General features: G+C 58.8%; 14 protein-coding genes. 5 read left to right on the forward strand and 9 right to left on the reverse strand.

All coding sequences use genetic code 11. The features are described 5' to 3' along the window. Window positions 1-102: 102 nt before the first annotated feature. Window positions 103-789 (forward strand): rhomboid family intramembrane serine protease, encoded by a 687-nt coding sequence (locus ACP15U_RS01230; RefSeq protein ID WP_425043298.1) that lies wholly within the window; start codon window positions 103-105, stop codon window positions 787-789. Window positions 790-803: 14 nt separating this feature from the next. Here ACP15U_RS01230 and murJ read toward each other — a convergent pair whose 3' ends face one another. From murJ to ACP15U_RS01245, 3 genes are read right to left on the reverse strand one after another with little or no spacing between them, the layout of a single operon-like run. Continuing rightward, window positions 804-2,399, reverse strand: coding sequence for a murein biosynthesis integral membrane protein MurJ (gene murJ, locus ACP15U_RS01235; protein ID WP_425043299.1), 1,596 nt, complete (start codon window positions 2,397-2,399; stop codon window positions 804-806). After that, entirely contained in the window at window positions 2,396-5,212 is a 2,817-nt protein-coding gene (locus ACP15U_RS01240; RefSeq protein ID WP_425043300.1) for a [protein-PII] uridylyltransferase, read from the reverse strand. The genes murJ and ACP15U_RS01240 overlap by 4 nt, the downstream gene beginning before the upstream one ends. Next, window positions 5,172-6,344, reverse strand: a complete 1,173-nt coding sequence (locus tag ACP15U_RS01245; protein ID WP_425043301.1) for a penicillin-binding protein activator — start codon at window positions 6,342-6,344, stop codon at window positions 5,172-5,174. Before ACP15U_RS01245 ends, ACP15U_RS01240 begins: the two co-directional genes overlap by 41 nt. A gap of 86 nt (window positions 6,345-6,430) precedes the next feature. Here ACP15U_RS01245 and rsmI point away from each other — a divergent pair, with 86 nt between their 5' ends. From rsmI to ACP15U_RS01265, 4 genes are all read left to right on the forward strand, one after another. Then, on the forward strand, window positions 6,431-7,288 hold the full coding sequence (rsmI, locus tag ACP15U_RS01250) for a 16S rRNA (cytidine(1402)-2'-O)-methyltransferase (protein ID WP_425043302.1): 858 nt from the start codon (window positions 6,431-6,433) through the stop codon (window positions 7,286-7,288). Between the two features lie 28 nt (window positions 7,289-7,316). After that, entirely contained in the window at window positions 7,317-7,661 is a 345-nt protein-coding gene (locus ACP15U_RS01255; RefSeq protein ID WP_425043303.1) for a YraN family protein, read from the forward strand. A gap of 86 nt (window positions 7,662-7,747) precedes the next feature. Next, window positions 7,748-8,683: a glutathione synthase gene (gene gshB, locus ACP15U_RS01260; protein ID WP_425043304.1), complete on the forward strand. Its 936-nt coding sequence runs from the start codon at window positions 7,748-7,750 to the stop codon at window positions 8,681-8,683. Beyond that, the gene (locus tag ACP15U_RS01265) at window positions 8,680-9,603 is read left to right on the forward strand and encodes an alpha/beta hydrolase fold domain-containing protein (protein WP_425043305.1); all 924 of its coding nucleotides are present in this window, start codon (window positions 8,680-8,682) and stop codon (window positions 9,601-9,603) included. Before gshB ends, ACP15U_RS01265 begins: the two co-directional genes overlap by 4 nt. Here the strand turns inward: ACP15U_RS01265 and ACP15U_RS01270 are convergent. The 6 genes from ACP15U_RS01270 to ACP15U_RS01295 form a co-directional block, all read right to left on the reverse strand. Continuing rightward, window positions 9,569-11,083 (reverse strand): YifB family Mg chelatase-like AAA ATPase, encoded by a 1,515-nt coding sequence (locus tag ACP15U_RS01270; RefSeq protein ID WP_425043306.1) that lies wholly within the window; start codon window positions 11,081-11,083, stop codon window positions 9,569-9,571. The genes ACP15U_RS01265 and ACP15U_RS01270 overlap by 35 nt on opposite strands. A 546-nt stretch (window positions 11,084-11,629) precedes the next feature. Continuing rightward, a complete protein-coding gene (locus tag ACP15U_RS01275) occupies window positions 11,630-12,544 on the reverse strand; it encodes an agmatinase family protein (RefSeq protein ID WP_425043307.1) in 915 nt (304 codons plus the stop codon). A gap of 821 nt (window positions 12,545-13,365) precedes the next feature. Beyond that, on the reverse strand, window positions 13,366-14,454 hold the full coding sequence (gene modC / locus ACP15U_RS01280) for a molybdenum ABC transporter ATP-binding protein (protein ID WP_425043308.1): 1,089 nt from the start codon (window positions 14,452-14,454) through the stop codon (window positions 13,366-13,368). Beyond that, entirely contained in the window at window positions 14,451-15,143 is a 693-nt protein-coding gene (gene modB, locus ACP15U_RS01285) for a molybdate ABC transporter permease subunit (RefSeq protein WP_425043309.1), read from the reverse strand. The genes modC and modB overlap by 4 nt, the downstream gene beginning before the upstream one ends. A 3-nt stretch (window positions 15,144-15,146) precedes the next feature. Continuing rightward, window positions 15,147-15,944 carry a molybdate ABC transporter substrate-binding protein gene (gene modA / locus ACP15U_RS01290; RefSeq protein ID WP_425043310.1) on the reverse strand — a complete coding sequence of 266 codons (798 nt, stop codon included), beginning with the start codon at window positions 15,942-15,944 and terminating at the stop codon, window positions 15,147-15,149. A gap of 99 nt (window positions 15,945-16,043) precedes the next feature. Beyond that, on the reverse strand, window positions 16,044-16,415 hold the full coding sequence (locus ACP15U_RS01295; RefSeq protein WP_425043311.1) for a winged helix-turn-helix domain-containing protein: 372 nt from the start codon (window positions 16,413-16,415) through the stop codon (window positions 16,044-16,046). Window positions 16,416-16,428 lie beyond the last annotated feature (13 nt).

Consider the following 16,428-nt stretch of genomic DNA (forward strand, 5'->3'; position numbering starts at 1 on the left):
ACTCCCGTCTGGAAAAATCGACCTGTGTCGCTTACCCATGAGGTGAGAAGACGTCAACAGGCGCCAAACAAACCGCGTTCATTCGCACAGGAGGCCCGGGTCATGAGCAGCCCCGACAATCCATCAGCCGTCAACCCGCTACCGCCTGCTGTGGTTGCGCTGTTTCTCATCATCATGGGGATTGAGCTGGCATTTTCACTTGGCGCCAGGGGAATAGTCGGCGGACCCGAGGCGGTCGGATGGCGGCTCTCGGCTATCCAGACATACGCCTTTTCCGGCGATATCTTTGACTGGATGTGGACGAACAACCACTGGCCGTTCGAACACCTGATGCGGTTCGTGACCTATCCCTTTGTGCATGTCAGTTTCACGCAGGCTCTGTTTGTCAGCGTATTCGTGTTGGCAATGGGCAAGATGGTCGGCGAAGTCTTTGGCGGAGCCGCGATGATGCTGATCTTTGTGGCATCAGGCATCGGTGGCGCACTGGCCTATGCAGTGCTCTTGAATGAGCCTTTTCCGCTGATAGGTGGCTTTCCGGCTGTCTATGGGCTGATCGGCGCATTCACCTATCTGCTATGGCACAACCTGTCTCTTGTCGGGGCCAACCAGTCCCGTGCCTTCACGCTGATCGCGTTCCTGATGGGCGTGCAATTGCTGTTCGGACTTTTGTTCGGCGGGCAGAAAGACTGGGTGGCAGATCTTGCGGGGTTTGCAACCGGGTTTGGTCTGTCCTTCTTTGTCGCTCCCGGTGGATGGCAGCGAATCCGACGCCGGATGCAGCATGACTAACCCGGCGCTGGCCGTTATCCCCCGCGTCGCATCGCCTGTTTGAATTCGGCCAGACGAAATGCCCCGATGGCATGGCCGATGCCAAAATAGCTGAAGATACCAATGCCGACGAGTGCGGCCAGTGCGACATAGCGAATGGTTGGCGCGTAGAGCCAAGGCGCCAGCAACCAGCCCGCGAACAGCAACACTACTCCCATTCCGCAGGCCGCACCTGTAATGCGCCAGATCCGCCGATGGAACCTGTCGTCGAATTGCGCGACTTCGCCCATCGATGCGGTACCCCGTGACAAGAGAGCAACCATGCCCCATGCGGCAACAGTCGTTCCCAGTGCCGCGCCGATATATCCCAACACAAGCGCACCGCCCACGGCCACAACGGCGTTCACCACCATTGAAACAACAGCGAACCGGAAGGGCGTGCGGGTGTCTTCGCGTGCAAAGTAGAGAGGCTGAAGCACCTTTTGTAGCACGAAGGCCGGTAGCCCCGCGCCATAGATGGCCACCGCGAGCGCCGTCGCGGCGCTATCATCCGGTCCAAAGGCTCCGCGTTCGAACAGGACCGACACCAGCGGCAACGGGATCACGATCAATGCAACCGCTGACGGGATGGTCAGGGCCAGCGAGACCTCGCCAGCCCGGTTCAGGGCGTGCCGGGCGCCATCGTCGTCCTGTGCGGCCAGCCGGCGTGACAGGTCGGGTAACAGAACAACGCCGACCGCGATACCGACCACACCCAATGGGAGTTGATATAGCCTGTCTGCATAGGACAGCCATGCGATTGCGCCGTCGAAGAAACTGGCAACCTGACGGCCCACCAGCAAATTGATCTGAACGACGCCACCGGCCAGCATGGCAGGTGCCGCGATCACCGCCAGCCGCTTCAGGTCCGGTGTCAGCCGCGGCCAGGTCGGAGAGATATGAAATCCGGCACGTTTGGCGGCAATCCAGACCAGAACCATCTGCGCGATCCCGGCAAAAAGCGTTCCCCACACCAGCATGGTTCCGTGATGCACGCCGTCGATGTTCAGGGCCGCCAGCGCCCCGATCGTTACGACCCCTTCCAGCACCCCGGATTCCGCAAGTGCCAATGTCATGATCAGGATGACGTTCAGCAGAACCGGAGCTGCCGCTGCTGCCGCAAACCGTCCGGCGGCATTCAGAACTCCTGACAGCAAGGCCGCCAGCGAGATAAAGAGGATATAGCCGAATGCAATCCGCCCAAAGGTAACGGCCAGATCGAACCGTTCATCCCCGGCAAAGCCGCTGGCCATTGCCAGCACCAGAAAAGGCATGAACAGCTGCGCCAACAGCGAGAATCCGATGAGAAGGGTCGCGAGGCCGGAGAAGGCGTCTCGGGCGAACTGCTCGGGTTCGTCTCCGGTTTCCAGCTTCTTTGAAAACAGTGGGATGAAGGCAGTGTTGAATGCCCCTTCGGCAAAGAAGCGGCGAAACATGTTTGGCAGGCTGAACGCGACGAGAAACGCTTCGGCCACCGGACCGGCTCCGAGGAAGCCGGCGATCAGTATGTCGCGGGCAAATCCGAGAATTCGGCTGAGCATCGTCCACATGCCCACCGTCAGAAAGCCTGAGATCAGTCGGATCGGTTTCATGCGTGCGCGCGCTCGGCCCCTTCGGTGATTGCCTTTCGCAGCTTGGCTTCAAGAGCGTTGCGTTTGGCTTCCGAATGGTATTTCAGCCCGAACATATCCTTTACATAAAAACTGTCTACGACCTGTTCGCCATAGGTCGCGATCACCGCGTTGGCGACATAAACATTGGCCCCGGCAAGTGTGCGGGCGAGATCGTAAAGAAGGCCGGGCCGGTCGCGGGTGTCGACCTCGATAATGGTATAGATCTCGGAACCTTCGTTGTCGAAAGTGATATGAGTTGGCACGTTGAACGCTCGCTCGCGTTTCTTGATCTTGTCGCGGGATTTCAGGGCATCACGGGCGACGACTTCGCCTTTGAGGGTCTTGTGCAGCATCTGGCTCAACCGCGGCAGACGCGAGACCTCGAATGGGCGGCCCTCGGCGTCCTGTATCCAGAACGCATCGGTCACATAGCCGTCCTTGGTCGTATAGCTGCGGGCATCGACGACATTGGCGCCGACCAAAGCGAGCGCACCGGCTACGCGTGCGAAGATGCCGGGATGGTCCTCCATGGCGAAACAGGCCCGTGTGGCATCACGCTCTTCGTCGGGATGCAACCGGACCTGAACAGAGCCGGGGTCGTCGGTCTCGGTCAGCTCCCGTAGCATTTCGGCGAACTCGACATGCGTGTCCACGTTCAGCCCCTGCCAGTAGGGGTCATAATGTCGGCCGGTCTCGACCTTGAGTGCCGGTTTGGACCAATCGTTTAGCTTTTCGCGCAGGGCCTTCTTGGCCTCGTTGCCACGACCTTCGCGGTTGATGGCTTCCAGACCGGTCTCCAAGGCGGCCTTTGTCGAGGCATGCAGCCCCCTCAGCAGCGTTGCCTTCCAATTGTTCCACGTGTCCGGGCCGACGCCACGTATATCGCACACGGTCAATACGGTGAGCAGATCCAGCCGTTTCACCGTTTGAACAGCCTTGGCAAAATCCCGAACCGTGCGCGGATCGGAAATGTCGCGCTTCTGAGCCATGTCCGACATCAGAAGGTGATAGCGTACCAGCCATTCGACCGTTTCGCTTTCCGACTTGTTGAGACCGAGCCGCGGGGCCACCTTTCGCGCGATCCGGGCTCCGAGAATGGAATGGTCTTCGGGCCGACCTTTGCCGAGATCATGCAGCAGAAGCGCCACGTAGAGCACCTTGCGGTTCACACCGCCCTCGAGGATGGACGAGGCCAGCGGCAGTTCTTCTATCAGTTCGCGTTTTTCGATCTGGGCAAGATTGATGATGCACTGGATCGTGTGCTCGTCCACAGTATAGCTGTGATACATGTTGAACTGCATCATCGCCACGATCGGTTCGAACTCGGGAATGAACGCTGAAAGCACACCCAGTTCGTTCATGCGCCTAAGCGCGCGTTCTGGGTTTCCGTGTTTGAGCATGAGATCAAGGAAGATCCGGCGCGCCTCCTTGTCATTGCGCATGTCTTCGTCGATCAGGTCCAGGTTTGCCGTCACCAGCCGCATTGCGTCCGGGTGGATCAACATTCCGGTGCGCAACCCTTCCTCGAACAACCTCAGCAGATTCACCTTGTCGGCAAGAAATGTCTCGGGATCGCTCACATCAAGACGGCCGTGAACGACCTTGTAGCCGGGTTTGACCCGCCGCCTGCGGCGAAAGATCCGTTCCAGAAGAGGAGCGCCCTTCATGTGAGCGGCTTCGAGCTTGGTCAGCAGGATCCGCGTCAGCTCGCCGACTTTCGTTGCCTCCCGAAAGTATCTCTGCATGAAGATCTCGACACCCCGGCGTCCAGCACGGTCTTCGTAGCCCATGCGCTCGGCCACTTCGACCTGCAGGTCAAAGGTCAGCTGCTCGGTGGCGCGCCGGGTGACAAGGTGAAGATGTGAACGGACCGCCCAGAGAAAATCTTCGGCCTGAACGAAAGTATCGAACTCTTCAGGTGAAAACAGGCCCAGATCCACCAGTTCGGCCACGTCCTGCACACTGTAGATATACTTGGCGATCCAGAAAAGGGATTGAAGATCGCGCAGCCCGCCTTTGCCCTCTTTCACGTTCGGTTCGACCATATACCGCTCACCCTGCTTGCGGTGGCGGATGTCACGTTCTTCCAGCTTCGCCTCGATGAACTCGCGCTCGGAACCCGAGAACAGTTCGGCCTTCAGGCGGGTATCAAGTTCTTCGGCCAATGGTGCATGGCCCGCCAGGAATCTGTGTTCGAGCATGGCGGTTCGGATGGTGAAATCTTCTGCGCCAAGCCTCAGGCAGTCTTTGATGGTGCGCGACGAGTGGCCGACCTTCAGTCGCAGGTCCCACAAGATGTAGAGCATCGATTCAATGACGCTCTCGGCCCATGCGGTAACCTTGTAGGGCGTCAGAAACAGCAGGTCGACATCCGAGAACGGCGCCATTTCACCCCGGCCATAACCACCCACGGCAATGACCGCGATCCGCTCGCCCTGAGTGGGGTTCGCCAGGGGATGGAGCAGGTTTGATGCCACGTCCAGAGCCGCCGTCACCAACCCGTCGGTGAGATAGGTATAGGACCGGGTCAGCGGTCTCGCGGCAAACGGGTGCTCGGCGAAAGCCGAAGCAATTGCGGCCCGTCCCTCGTTCTGAATGTCACGCAAGATATCGACCACGGCGGCGCGGAGAGCAGCGTTGTCTTCTGCGTCTTCAGCCGCCAGCGAAATCTGGTTGGCAACCGCATCGTGGTCAAAGATCAGTTCTGGCGCACAGATCAGCGCTGGCTGAGTCTGTGGTGGGGTAGCCGGATCAGAATCCGGCACCGGAGAAGCTTTGTGGGGCAGGGTCAATCACAACCACCTGTTTGTCTTGGATCGTGGCAACGGCCAGCCCTCTTTCATTAGTCCCATCCGCGCGCAAACGGAAGATGCCGCCGACACCCTGAAACCCAGCATTCTGGGTCAGCGCTGCGCCCGAAAGCGCGTCTTCCCGACCGGCACCGACCAAAGCGCCGATTGCGGCAATGCCATCATAGGCCAGCCCAGCGATCGGATGCGGTGAACCACCATATGCCGAGGCGTAGCGGTTGCGGAACAGCTGAGCCTTGCCCGGATCAGGCAGGGCAAACCATCCGCCCTGAACACCTGGCAAAGCCAGCGTTTGCGTCGGGATATCCCACCGGGTCAAGCCGATATATTGAATCTCCTGCGGAGACACGCCTGCTTCGGGCAGAAGTTGCGTGAACAGCGGCAGCGCTCCCGCTGTTGTCGAGGTAAAGAAGATCGAGTTTGCCGCACTTGCCTCGACCGTCGATTTCACATTCGGAACCGCGTCGATCACACCCTGTTGCGAGCGTTCATATGGCACGGCACCGGCGTTGCTTGCCCGGCCTCCGGCAATGGCCTGCGCGATTGCAGCCCGGCCGACTTCGCCGGCTTCGTCAGTGCTGTGCACGATGACCATATTGCCCTTGCCAGCGCGTCCCGCATAGCTTGCCAGCCGGTTGGCGGTGTTCTGGAAGGTATTGCCCAAGACATAGACGTTGCCGCCGGCAATTTTGCTGTTGTTCGAAAAGGACAGCACGTTGATGTTGTTGTTCAGCACGGCGAGACCTGCAGCATTCGCAGCCTGTGCATAAACCGGTCCAAGGATGATCTTTGCACCTTCATCCGCAGCCTGTGCCGCCACTGCCGACGCTGTGCCGGCATTGCCAGCCGTATCATAGACGCGAAGATCGATCTGGACGTCGCTCAGGTCACTGATCGCCAGACGCGCGGCGTTTTCAAGGCTTTGCGCAAGAACGGCATCCCCGGATTGTGCCGATCCCAGAGGCACCAGCAGCGCCACCGGCACCGGCTTGGACGTGTTGATCGAAGGACCACCTCCGGTCGGGACCGGATCACAGGCAGCCAGAAATGCGGCAGCGGCCAAACCCAGCGCCAGCCGGGTCACCTTGCGGGCGGGACGGAAAACGGCAAACATCTAAATGAATTCTCCCTGCTGCGGCCTCTGAGTGCCGCGTGTATGACAGGGTTCGATAATAAACGTCACAGAGAACGGGTCCAGCTTTGAATCACCAGAAGGTCAGATTGTCACCGGGGCTGTACTTTGTCGCCACCCCGATAGGCACAGCGCGCGACATCACACTGCGAGCGTTGGATATTCTGGCCTCTGCCGATGTGATTGCCGCGGAAGATACCCGGAGCCTGCGCCGCCTGCTCGAGATCCACGGCGTCCCGCTGGAAGGACGCAAGGTGGTCTCATATCATGATCACAGTGGTGCCGGTGCGCGTGCACGTCTTCTGGGGTCCTTGGAAGACGGTCAGACTGTCGCCTACGCTTCCGAGGCCGGTATGCCACTTATCGCCGATCCCGGATATGACCTCAGCAGGGCAGCCTCCGAAGCAGGCCATCTTGTCACTGCAGCACCTGGGGCCTCTGCTGTTCTAACGGCACTCACGCTGGCTGGTTTGCCCACGGATGCCTTTTTTTTCGCGGGTTTTTTGCCCAATGCAGCCGGCGCCAGGCGTTCCCGATTGCAGGACTTGCGGAGCATTCCCGGCACGCTGGTCTTTTATGAATCGCCAAAGCGTGTTGCGGCGAGCCTTGCGGATATGGCGAACGTTTTAGGCGGAGACCGGCAGGCAGCTCTTTGCCGGGAACTGACAAAGAAATTCGAAGAAACCCGGCGCGGGTCGCTGGCAGATCTGGTGTCTTCCATTGCAGAGAAGCCGCCAAAGGGAGAAATCGTTCTGCTGGTGGACCGAGCGCATTCAGAAGCTGTTAGTGAATCGGACCTAGAGTCGGCCCTGAAAGACGCATTGGAGAGCCATTCTGTGAAAGACGCCGCCGACATCGTTTCTAACATGTTCGGGGTGGCGCGCCGGCCCGTTTACCAGATGGCCCTTAAGATGGGAAAGGAATGATCGCTTGCAGCGTAGGAACCGGGGTCAAATGGCCTATCATGCGGGTCAGGCGGCAGAAAACCGAATAGCGATTGAATATGAGCGGCGCGGCTATTCCATCGCTCGCAAGCGATGGCGCGGCCCGGCCGGTGAGATCGATCTGATCACCAGATCCGACACTGCCTTCGTTTTTGTCGAAGTCAAACAGGGCGGCAGTTTCGACATCGCCGCCGAACGCCTTGGGCGGCGTCAGATGCAGCGGATATGCGCCTCGGCCGAGCATTTCATGGCCACCCAACCGAACGCCCAATTCGTTGATGTCAGGTTCGACGTTGCGCTTGTCGACGAGGCCGGAGAATTCCGCATTATCGAGAATGCCTTTGGCCTGAACTGAAAGGATTTGGCGAACGGCATTGAACCCTGACGGCGGCTGCGCCATGTATCGGCAAGCAGTTGGGGACGACAACCGGGATAGCCGCCATGAAAATCGCCTTTCAGATGGACCCGATCGGGGCCGTGGATATTGACGCCGACAGCAGCTTTCGGCTTGCTGAAGAAGCTCAGGCAAGGGGGCACGAGCTGTTTTTCTACGGCCCGGACCACCTGGCTTATCAGGAAGGGCATATCACAGCGCGTGGCCACGATATGTCCGTTCAGCGGGTGGCGGGTACACCGGCAGTGCTTGGCCCCGAACGCGAAGTCGACCTGGCCGAGATGGACGTCGTTTGGTTGCGGCAGGATCCCCCCTTCGACATGCATTACATCACCTCCACCCATCTTCTGGATCGCCTCAGGGGCCAGACTCTGGTGGTTAACGATCCTTTCTGGGTGCGCAACTATCCTGAGAAACTGCTGGTGCTGGATTTTCCGGACCTGACACCGCCAACTACGGTTGCGCGGGATCTGCAGACCATCAAGGCGTTCAAGGAACGGCATGGCGACATCATTCTCAAGCCGCTGTATGGCAATGGAGGGGCCGGAGTGTTCCGACTAGACGCGAATGATCGGAACCTGACTTCCCTGCACGAACTGTTCACCGGCTTTTCCCGCGAGCCACTGATTGTGCAGAAATTTCTGCCGGATGTGAGCAATGGCGACAAGCGCGTGATCCTTGTCGACGGAGAGCCGGTCGGCGCCATCAATCGCGTTCCGGCCGCAGGCGAAACCCGGTCGAACATGCATGTGGGCGGTCGGCCTGAAAAGATCGGCCTGAGTGATCGCGACCGCGAGATCTGCGCCGCCATTGGTCCACTACTGCGTGAGAAAGGGCAGATCTTTGTCGGGATTGATGTCATCGGCGACTACCTGACCGAGATCAATGTCACATCGCCGACCGGCATTCAGGAACTGGAGCGGTTCGACGGGGTGAACATCGCCCAGAAGATCTGGGAGGCAATCGAAGCCCGGTTGGTATGAGCTGGCAACGTCGCTGGATTAACGCGGCTCTGCTGCGGTTCGAAAAACCTTTGTTGGAAAGGGCAACGGACCCCAAGGCCCTGCGCCGGGGTTTCGAGCGCCGCGTGCGATTCTGGATGCATGTGCCGCGCCGCGTGAAGGTCGAGAAATCACTGCCGGGCGGGTATCCGGGGTGGGTGCTGCATCCTCCCGATCTGTCGGAGTTCGGCCGGCGTGGAGGGACACTGTTTCATATCCACGGCGGGGCCTTTATCCTTGGAAGCCCCCGCACGCACGCCCCTATGCTGGGCCACCTTTCGTGCCTTGTCGGAGCACCGGTGATGGTCCCGGCCTATCCTCTGGCCCCCGAAGCGCCGTTTCCGGCTGCTCGGAATCATTTGCGCGAGACGCAGCACAGCCTGATCGCCGGCGGGATCGAACAGGAACGGATCGTTCTTGGCGGAGACAGCGCAGGTGGGGCGCTGGCATTCGGACTGCTGGCTGATCTTTGCAAGTCGGGGCTGCCGCCGCTTGCGGCCTATGGCCTGTCGGTGGTTTCAGATTTGACCTTTTCCGGTGAAAGTATGTCCCGCAACGCAGACCGCGAAGCCCTTTTGCCGGCCAAACGGGCGCAGGATCTGGCTGAAATGTATCTTGGTTCCGCAGATCCGTTCGACCCACAGGCGTCCCCGCTGTTTGCGGAGTATCCATCGCCTCCACCTGTTTGGCTTGCAGCCAGCAGCAGCGAAGTTCTTCTGGATGACACCCGCCGGTTGGCTGCGCGCCTGCGGCATCACGGTGGGGAGGTGACCGAACGGATAGAGCAGAACCTGCCACATGTCTGGCCGTTTTTCTGGCGTATGCTGCCCGAAGGTCGGCAGACCTTGGCAGAGCTTGCGCGCTGGATCAGCAGACAGCACCCGGGTTCAGGCGAAAGCTGATCGCCTCGGCTACGTGGGGCCGGGTCACATTGGCCGAGCCTTCCAGATCGGCAATCGTACGCGCCAGCCGCAAGACACGATGATACCCTCGCGCAGATAATCCGAATCGTTCAGCTGCCCGCAGCAGCAGGTCACGCCCTTCCGCATCGGGATTGGCCACCTGTTTCAGGGTTTCTCCTTCTGCGTCAGCGTTGAGAAAAACACCGTCGTGATCGCGAAACCTGTCGGCCTGAATTTTCCGTGCTTCCGCAACCCGCGCGGCCACCATGGCAGACGCCTCTCCGTTCGTGGGTAGATCAAGGTCAGTGAAACGCACCGGCGGAACTTCGATGCGCAGGTCAAACCGATCCATAAGCGGCCCTGAAATCCGTGACATGTAGTCCTCGCCGCAGATCGGAGCGCGCGAGCAGGCACGGCCGGGATCACTGAGATATCCACATTTGCAGGGGTTAGCCGCGGCCACCAGCATGAACCTGCTGGGGTATCTTACATGGGCGTTGGCCCGTGCCACGGTGATCTCTCCGGTTTCGATCGGCTGGCGCAATGTTTCAAGCACCGGTCGCTGGAATTCCGGCAATTCGTCCAAAAACAGCACACCGTTATGCGCCAGTGAAACCTCGCCGGGTTTGGCGCCACGACCTCCGCCCGAAATTGATGCGACCGAGGCGGTGTGATGCACGGCTCGGAACGGTCGCGTGCGGCTGATGCCGCCTTCGTCCAGCAACCCGCTGAGCGAATGGATCATTGAGGTTTCCAATGCTTCGGCTGGGCTGAGCGGCGGCAACACGCCGGGCAGGCGCTGGGCCAGCATCGACTTGCCGGACCCCGGCGTGCCGATCATCATCAGATGGTGTCGTCCGGCTGCCGCGATTTCCAATGCTCGCTTTGCACGTTCTTGTCCCTTTACATCGCGCAGATCACGGCAGGCAGGATCAGCCACAACTTCACCGGGGCAGGCGGGTGCAATCGGTGTCTGCCCAAGGAAATGCCGAACGGCATCGCTCAGGCTTGCCGCACCGATGACCTGTGCAGCGTCGACCCATGCAGCCTCTGAGCCCGATCCTTCGGGACAGAGCAGAGCGCGGTCCGCCTGAGCTGCCGCCATTGCCGCCGGCAATGCGCCGGGTACGGTAACGAGGGACCCATCCAATGACAGCTCACCCAAGGCGACCGTTGCTTCGGCAATGTCAGGGGGAACGATACTGAGAGCCGCAAGCAGGGCTAGCGCAATTGGCAGATCGAAATGGCTGCCCTCCTTGGGCAGATCAGCTGGCGAAAGGTTGATGGTGATCCGCTTTGAAGGCAGCGCGATAGCCATTGCCGAGAGCGCGCTTCGGATACGATCCTTTGCTTCGGACACGGCTTTGTCGGGCAGTCCCACAATCGAAAAGGCTGGCAAGCCGGGGCTGACCGCGCATTGCACTTCGACCAAGCGTGCCTCGACCCCTTGGAAGGCAACGGAGTAGGCACGTGCGATCATGAGATGCCCTGTAGTTTGGTTAACAAGGACTGAATAGCCAAGCAGGTGTTTAGGAATGGTTAACGGCGGTTCATCTTTTTACCTTTTATTTTCAGCTTGTTAAGCTTCGTGGGACAAGCACTAGGTACGTTATGGGAGAAGCTGGCCAGCAGGCTAGGAGGATAGTTGCGCTGCCAGCGAAAACACCGGTCGGTGTCCTAGGTTTAATTGTCACAAGGCAGACGTCTGGAAACAGCCGTCACAAGGTCTCCTGTGCGGACTTTGCGGACCTAGCCACTGGTCAAGCCAAATGGCGCTTTCGTCCATTGGCAGACCTGGGACCAAGATGATGCTAACGACCGGCTTGACCTGGATCTACCGCGGCGACGCTGGCGGAGACCGGGGCCTCTTCGGATTACAGGTTGCCAAAAAGCAGACGCGCAGTTTGCGCAATCTTGGCAAACAACCAGCCATGGTTTGGGCCGTTTCAAGAGGCGAATTTCCGAGGAGCTTCATGGCGGTGGCTCGGAGATTCCTGTAAAAACAATTTCCTAAGACACCGGCTACCTAGTTTCTGTTTCCCCCGAGGATGTCGGGGTGGTAGTAGTGCGGCTCGCGAATGCCATTTTTCCGAAGTGCGATCCCATTCAGCAATTCGCGGATCATGTTGTTGGTAATCAAGGCCGTTGTGCGCCCACGGTCGTCCACCAACGGATTGTATTCAACAAAATCGGCTCCCACGATGTCGCCTGTAACAGCGACGGTTCGAATGAACTCGACCAACTGTCGCGTCGTCCAGCCACCCAGCACAGGCGCAGTTACTCCGGGAGCCGCAGCAGGATCTAGAACGTCGATGTCAACGGACAGATAGATCTTGCCCGGGCCAGCTTTGATGTCTTCAACGACGTCCATGAGAACATTGCGAAAACCGCGATCTTCAAACTCGCCCTGCCAGTAGATGCGCACGTTGTTTTCACGGTACCACGCCAGTTTGTCGGGGCCATAACCAGGCGCCCGCTGCCCAACCGAGATCATGTGTTTCCCATCGACAAGACCTTCTTCGACGGACAATTTAACCATGTTCCCTATGGTGACATAATGGCCAAGGTTCTCCGAACTCATGTCGGTGTGCGCATCGACATGAATGATCGTCATGCTTTTCTTGCCGTAGTCATCGGTCACACCCAGAACGTGCGGGTACATGATCGAGTGGTTGCCGCCGACCATAATGGGAATGGCTCCCGTTTCGGCGACTTCGCGGACGGTTTCGCGAATAGACCCCAAACTTCTTTCAATACTCATGGCATCTACGGGAATATCGCCGTAGTCGACCATGACAAGATCGGCAAACGGATCGACCTGCGTTTCCGTTGAAACCCCGCTGGGACCCCAAGGCAGGATAACTTCTGCCGTTCGGACAGCCTGAGCTGCCCAACTCGTTCCGACCCTGCCATAGCCGCCGTTGTCCATAGGCACGCCCATGATTGCGACCTCAACATTCCCCGCCTTTAAGTCCTCTGGTGTCAAGGCAACAGGAAGCCGAAAGAACGTTGGTATTCCGTGCCATGCCAGTCCGGCCAGGGTACGCTGAATATTGATGGGGCGGGGTCCCTTTTGTCCTTCGAGAAATCGCGTTTTTGGAACAAAATGTCTCCGGTAGGATCATCCGGATTCAGTCTGATAATCTTGCTTTCAGGGTCGTATGCCTTTTCGAAAGCGGTCTACTTACCAGAAGCAATCGTGGGGGAAAGAAACGGAAGACACATTGCAGAAACTGCAAAACACATGTTCAAAAATGAGCTACAGCGGAATCCATAAGGCATCTTTTTTGTTCCCCTAAAGAATTAGCAAACGTCTTTTGAATTCGAGTCAATGAAAACACTACCGAAGTCAAATTGCATGGACATTCCAACACCAGCTCGCACGTCGCTATAGTGCGCTACGTTGCTTTATCGGTCGCTCTTCATGTGTTCGATTGGTGCGCTGCAACCAACGCCAGCAAGGCCCGCAATAGAGACTTCTATGCACTTCTTATCGAAGGTCCGCTTCCCGTTCCTTGCGTAGGATGCTGCATACTCAATCAATGAGTGGTTCGGGCTACTTGCTGCCGTTCACGGCAGTCTTCTTCAATGTCAGCTTCTGTTTTGCCGTACACCCGCTTCGAGTAACCTTAGGGGATCCAGAGTAATGAGGAGTAAACCGTTAAGCATCTGATACATGTTCTTTTTCCTCAGTGAGGTCGAAAGGCACAATAAAATCAGTAAACCATGAACTTAAGAAATGGCTAAGGTGGCTGACGGGCTTCAGCCAAAACCGCCGACATCGCCGCGCGCAATCGACACACTCTTGATCACCGCCCAGCATTCGACCCCTTCGGACAACTCCAAGGCCTCTGCCGACCGGCGGGTAATGCGTGCCAGAACACGTCCGGCCGGTGTTTCCACCGAGACAATGGCTCCCGGGCCATCACCCGCTCTGATATGTTCAACTTGTCCGGGCAGTTGGTTCAAGGCCGATAATCCGTCGGGCCTGCTGCGCGAAAGGATAACGCCCTGGGCTGCGATGCGGATACGGATCAACGCGCCGGGTGCCTGCGGAACGCGGGGCAGGAACAATGACTGCCCTCCTGCTTCAAGTTCGGTCAACCCGTCATCGTGATGGGTCTTGACCGTAGCCTCCAGCATGGCTCCGACCGAACGGATCCCGTCGGGGGTGAACATTGGGTCGCTGAGCACCTCCATTGCCGGCCCCTGTCGGGCAACCGTTCCACCCTCCAGCGCCACGACGGTTGTGGCCAAACGTGCAACCTCGGAGAGGGAGTGGCTGACATAGAGAACCGGAACCGATACTTCGTCCCGCAGCCGTTCAAAGTAGGGCATGATCTCGGCTTTGCGGGCCTCGTCCAGCGCTGCAAGAGGTTCGTCGGCAAGGATCAACTCGGGTCCTGCAAGCAAGGCGCGGCCGATCGCGACACGCTGTTTCTCACCGCCTGATAACAAGCCGGGACGCCGTGACAGCAGCGAACCGATGCCCAGCATTTCAACCACGCGATCGAATTCTCCACCTTTTGACCGTTTGCGCGCAAACCACTGGCCGAACAACAAATTTTGCCGGACCGTCAAATGCGGAAACAGTCTTCCCTCCTGAAAGATATATCCCAGCCGCCTGCGGTGAGGCGGTAGCCAGAGATTCTTCTCGGTATCGCACAAGACCCGGTTGCCGACTGCAATCTGACCGGTCTCAGGCCGCAACAGGCCGGCGACAGCCTGCACAACGGTGGTCTTTCCGGAACCTGATTGCCCGAACAGAACCGTAACCCCCGGAGGCGCTTCGAAAGCGACGTTCAGCGTGAAGGCGCCTTGATCATGGCGCAGGGAGACCGAGAGCGTCATGTTCCGTGAACCTTTCGCGCAAGCCGCCGTGCCAGCAGCTCCGAAACCAATAGTGCCGCCATCGAGATCACCACCGAGATCAAAACCAGCCGCAGGGCCGCGTCCTCACCTCCGGGCACCTGAAGGAACGCGTAAATCGCTGAAGGCAGCGTTTGCGTCTGGCCCGGAATGTTCGATACAAAAGTGATTGTGGCGCCGAACTCTCCCATCGCCTTCGCAAAGGCCAGAACCGCCCCCGCCAGAATTCCGGGTAGGATCAGCGGCAGCGTAACCGTGGCAAAAACCCAGAACCGGGATGCCCCCAAAGTGGATGCCGCTTGTTCCAGCTTGGGGTCCACGGCCTCGATCGACAGGCGAATGGCCCGAACCAGAAGCGGGAACGCCATTACGCCAGCCGCGAGCGCGGCACCGGTCCATTGAAAGGCAAAAACAATTCCGAGTTCTTGCAGGGGCCCGCCAATCGGGCCTTGTGTCCCGAAGCCCAACAAAAGCAGATACCCCGTTACCACGGGAGGAAGGATCAGCGGCAGGTGCACCAGACCGTTGAGCAGTTGGCGGCCGGGAAAACTCCATCTGGCGAGGGCGTGGGCGACGAGGACACCCAAGGGCAAGGTTGCCAGCGTTGCCCACAAAGCCACTTTGAGTGAAAGGGAAACTGCCTGCCATTCCTCGGGTCCAAGCCAGTCCATCCACTACTCCTTTGGCGGCAGAAACCCGTGGTGGGTCAGGATTGACCGTGCATCGTCGCTTGCCAGAAACGCAAGCAGGGATTGCGCCGCCGCGGTATGCTGCCCCGACACCATCGCAGCTGGAAACCGGATCCTCGGGTGGCTGTCGGCGGGAAAGGTGCCGAGGATCCGAACCCTTGGATCCGCAGCCGCATCAGTCTCGTAGACGATGCCCAAGGGAGCTTCGCCTGAGGCAACCAGAGCAAGGGCGGCTCGCACGTTGTCGGCTTGCGCCACCTGACCCGCCACAGAGTCCCACAGGCCGAAATGCGTCAGGGCAGCCTTGCCATATATCCCGGCCGGGACCGCATCGACCAGTGCCATTGCCAGATAGCCGCCATCCAGCAATGCAGCGGGATCGAAATCCGGTGTGAGCTGGCCAAGAACAGGCGTTTCCGGGTTCGACCCGATCAGGACCAGCCGATTTTCGACCATGTCAAACCGGGTGTCCGGTGCAATCCGGTTCTGGCATTCCAGCCAGTCCATCCACCCGGTATTTGCGGAAATAAAAATGTCGGCCGGAGCGCCAAGCCCGATCTGTCGCGCTAGTGATGAGGAGCCAGCCAGAGAAATTGTTACCGTATGCCCGCTCTGGTCTTCGAACTTTTTGGCAATATCTTCCAGCGCGCCCTTGAGGCTGGCCGCCGCGAACACCGTGACCGGCTCAGCAGCAGCCGTAGTTCCGGCAAAGCACGTCAGCAGTAGCGCCAGCACTGTCAGCTGACGGCGTATGAGTATCAGGAAGAAGAAGCGGCTTTTCACAAAAAGCACCCGTGGAGGTTCGATATGTTCACACGGAAATATCGGTGAAGTTCGCTGTATCGCAAGTAAAATGTGGTGGCGCTGTAAATTGCTGCGTGTTCACGTGTCAGATTTCGGATCGTTCAGCAAGCTTGCCAACTGACCGACATGCTCCGCGCCGGCCGAGCGTGCCTTGCTTTCCAATGCTCTGTACTCGGACAGGACTTTTAGCCCCATATCCGTCACTTGAGCCCCGCCACCCCTTGGTCCTCCGCGGGTGCTGACGACCACTGGGTCACGAAACATCGCGTTCATCGTCTCAACAAGCTGCCATGCGCGTTTGTAGCTCATTCCCATTTCTCGCCCGGCTGCAGCGATTGACCCGGTGCGGGAGATCCTTTCCAGTAACTCCGCCTTTCCGGGGCCGATCATCTCGTCAGGGCTGAAATACAGGCGAAGGCGGAGTTTGGGTTCGGTCGGAATTGATGGCATGGCGCAAATCTGC

The organism is Primorskyibacter sp. S87 (assembly GCF_049801055.1).
GTDB lineage: Bacteria > Pseudomonadota > Alphaproteobacteria > Rhodobacterales > Rhodobacteraceae > JBNAGF01.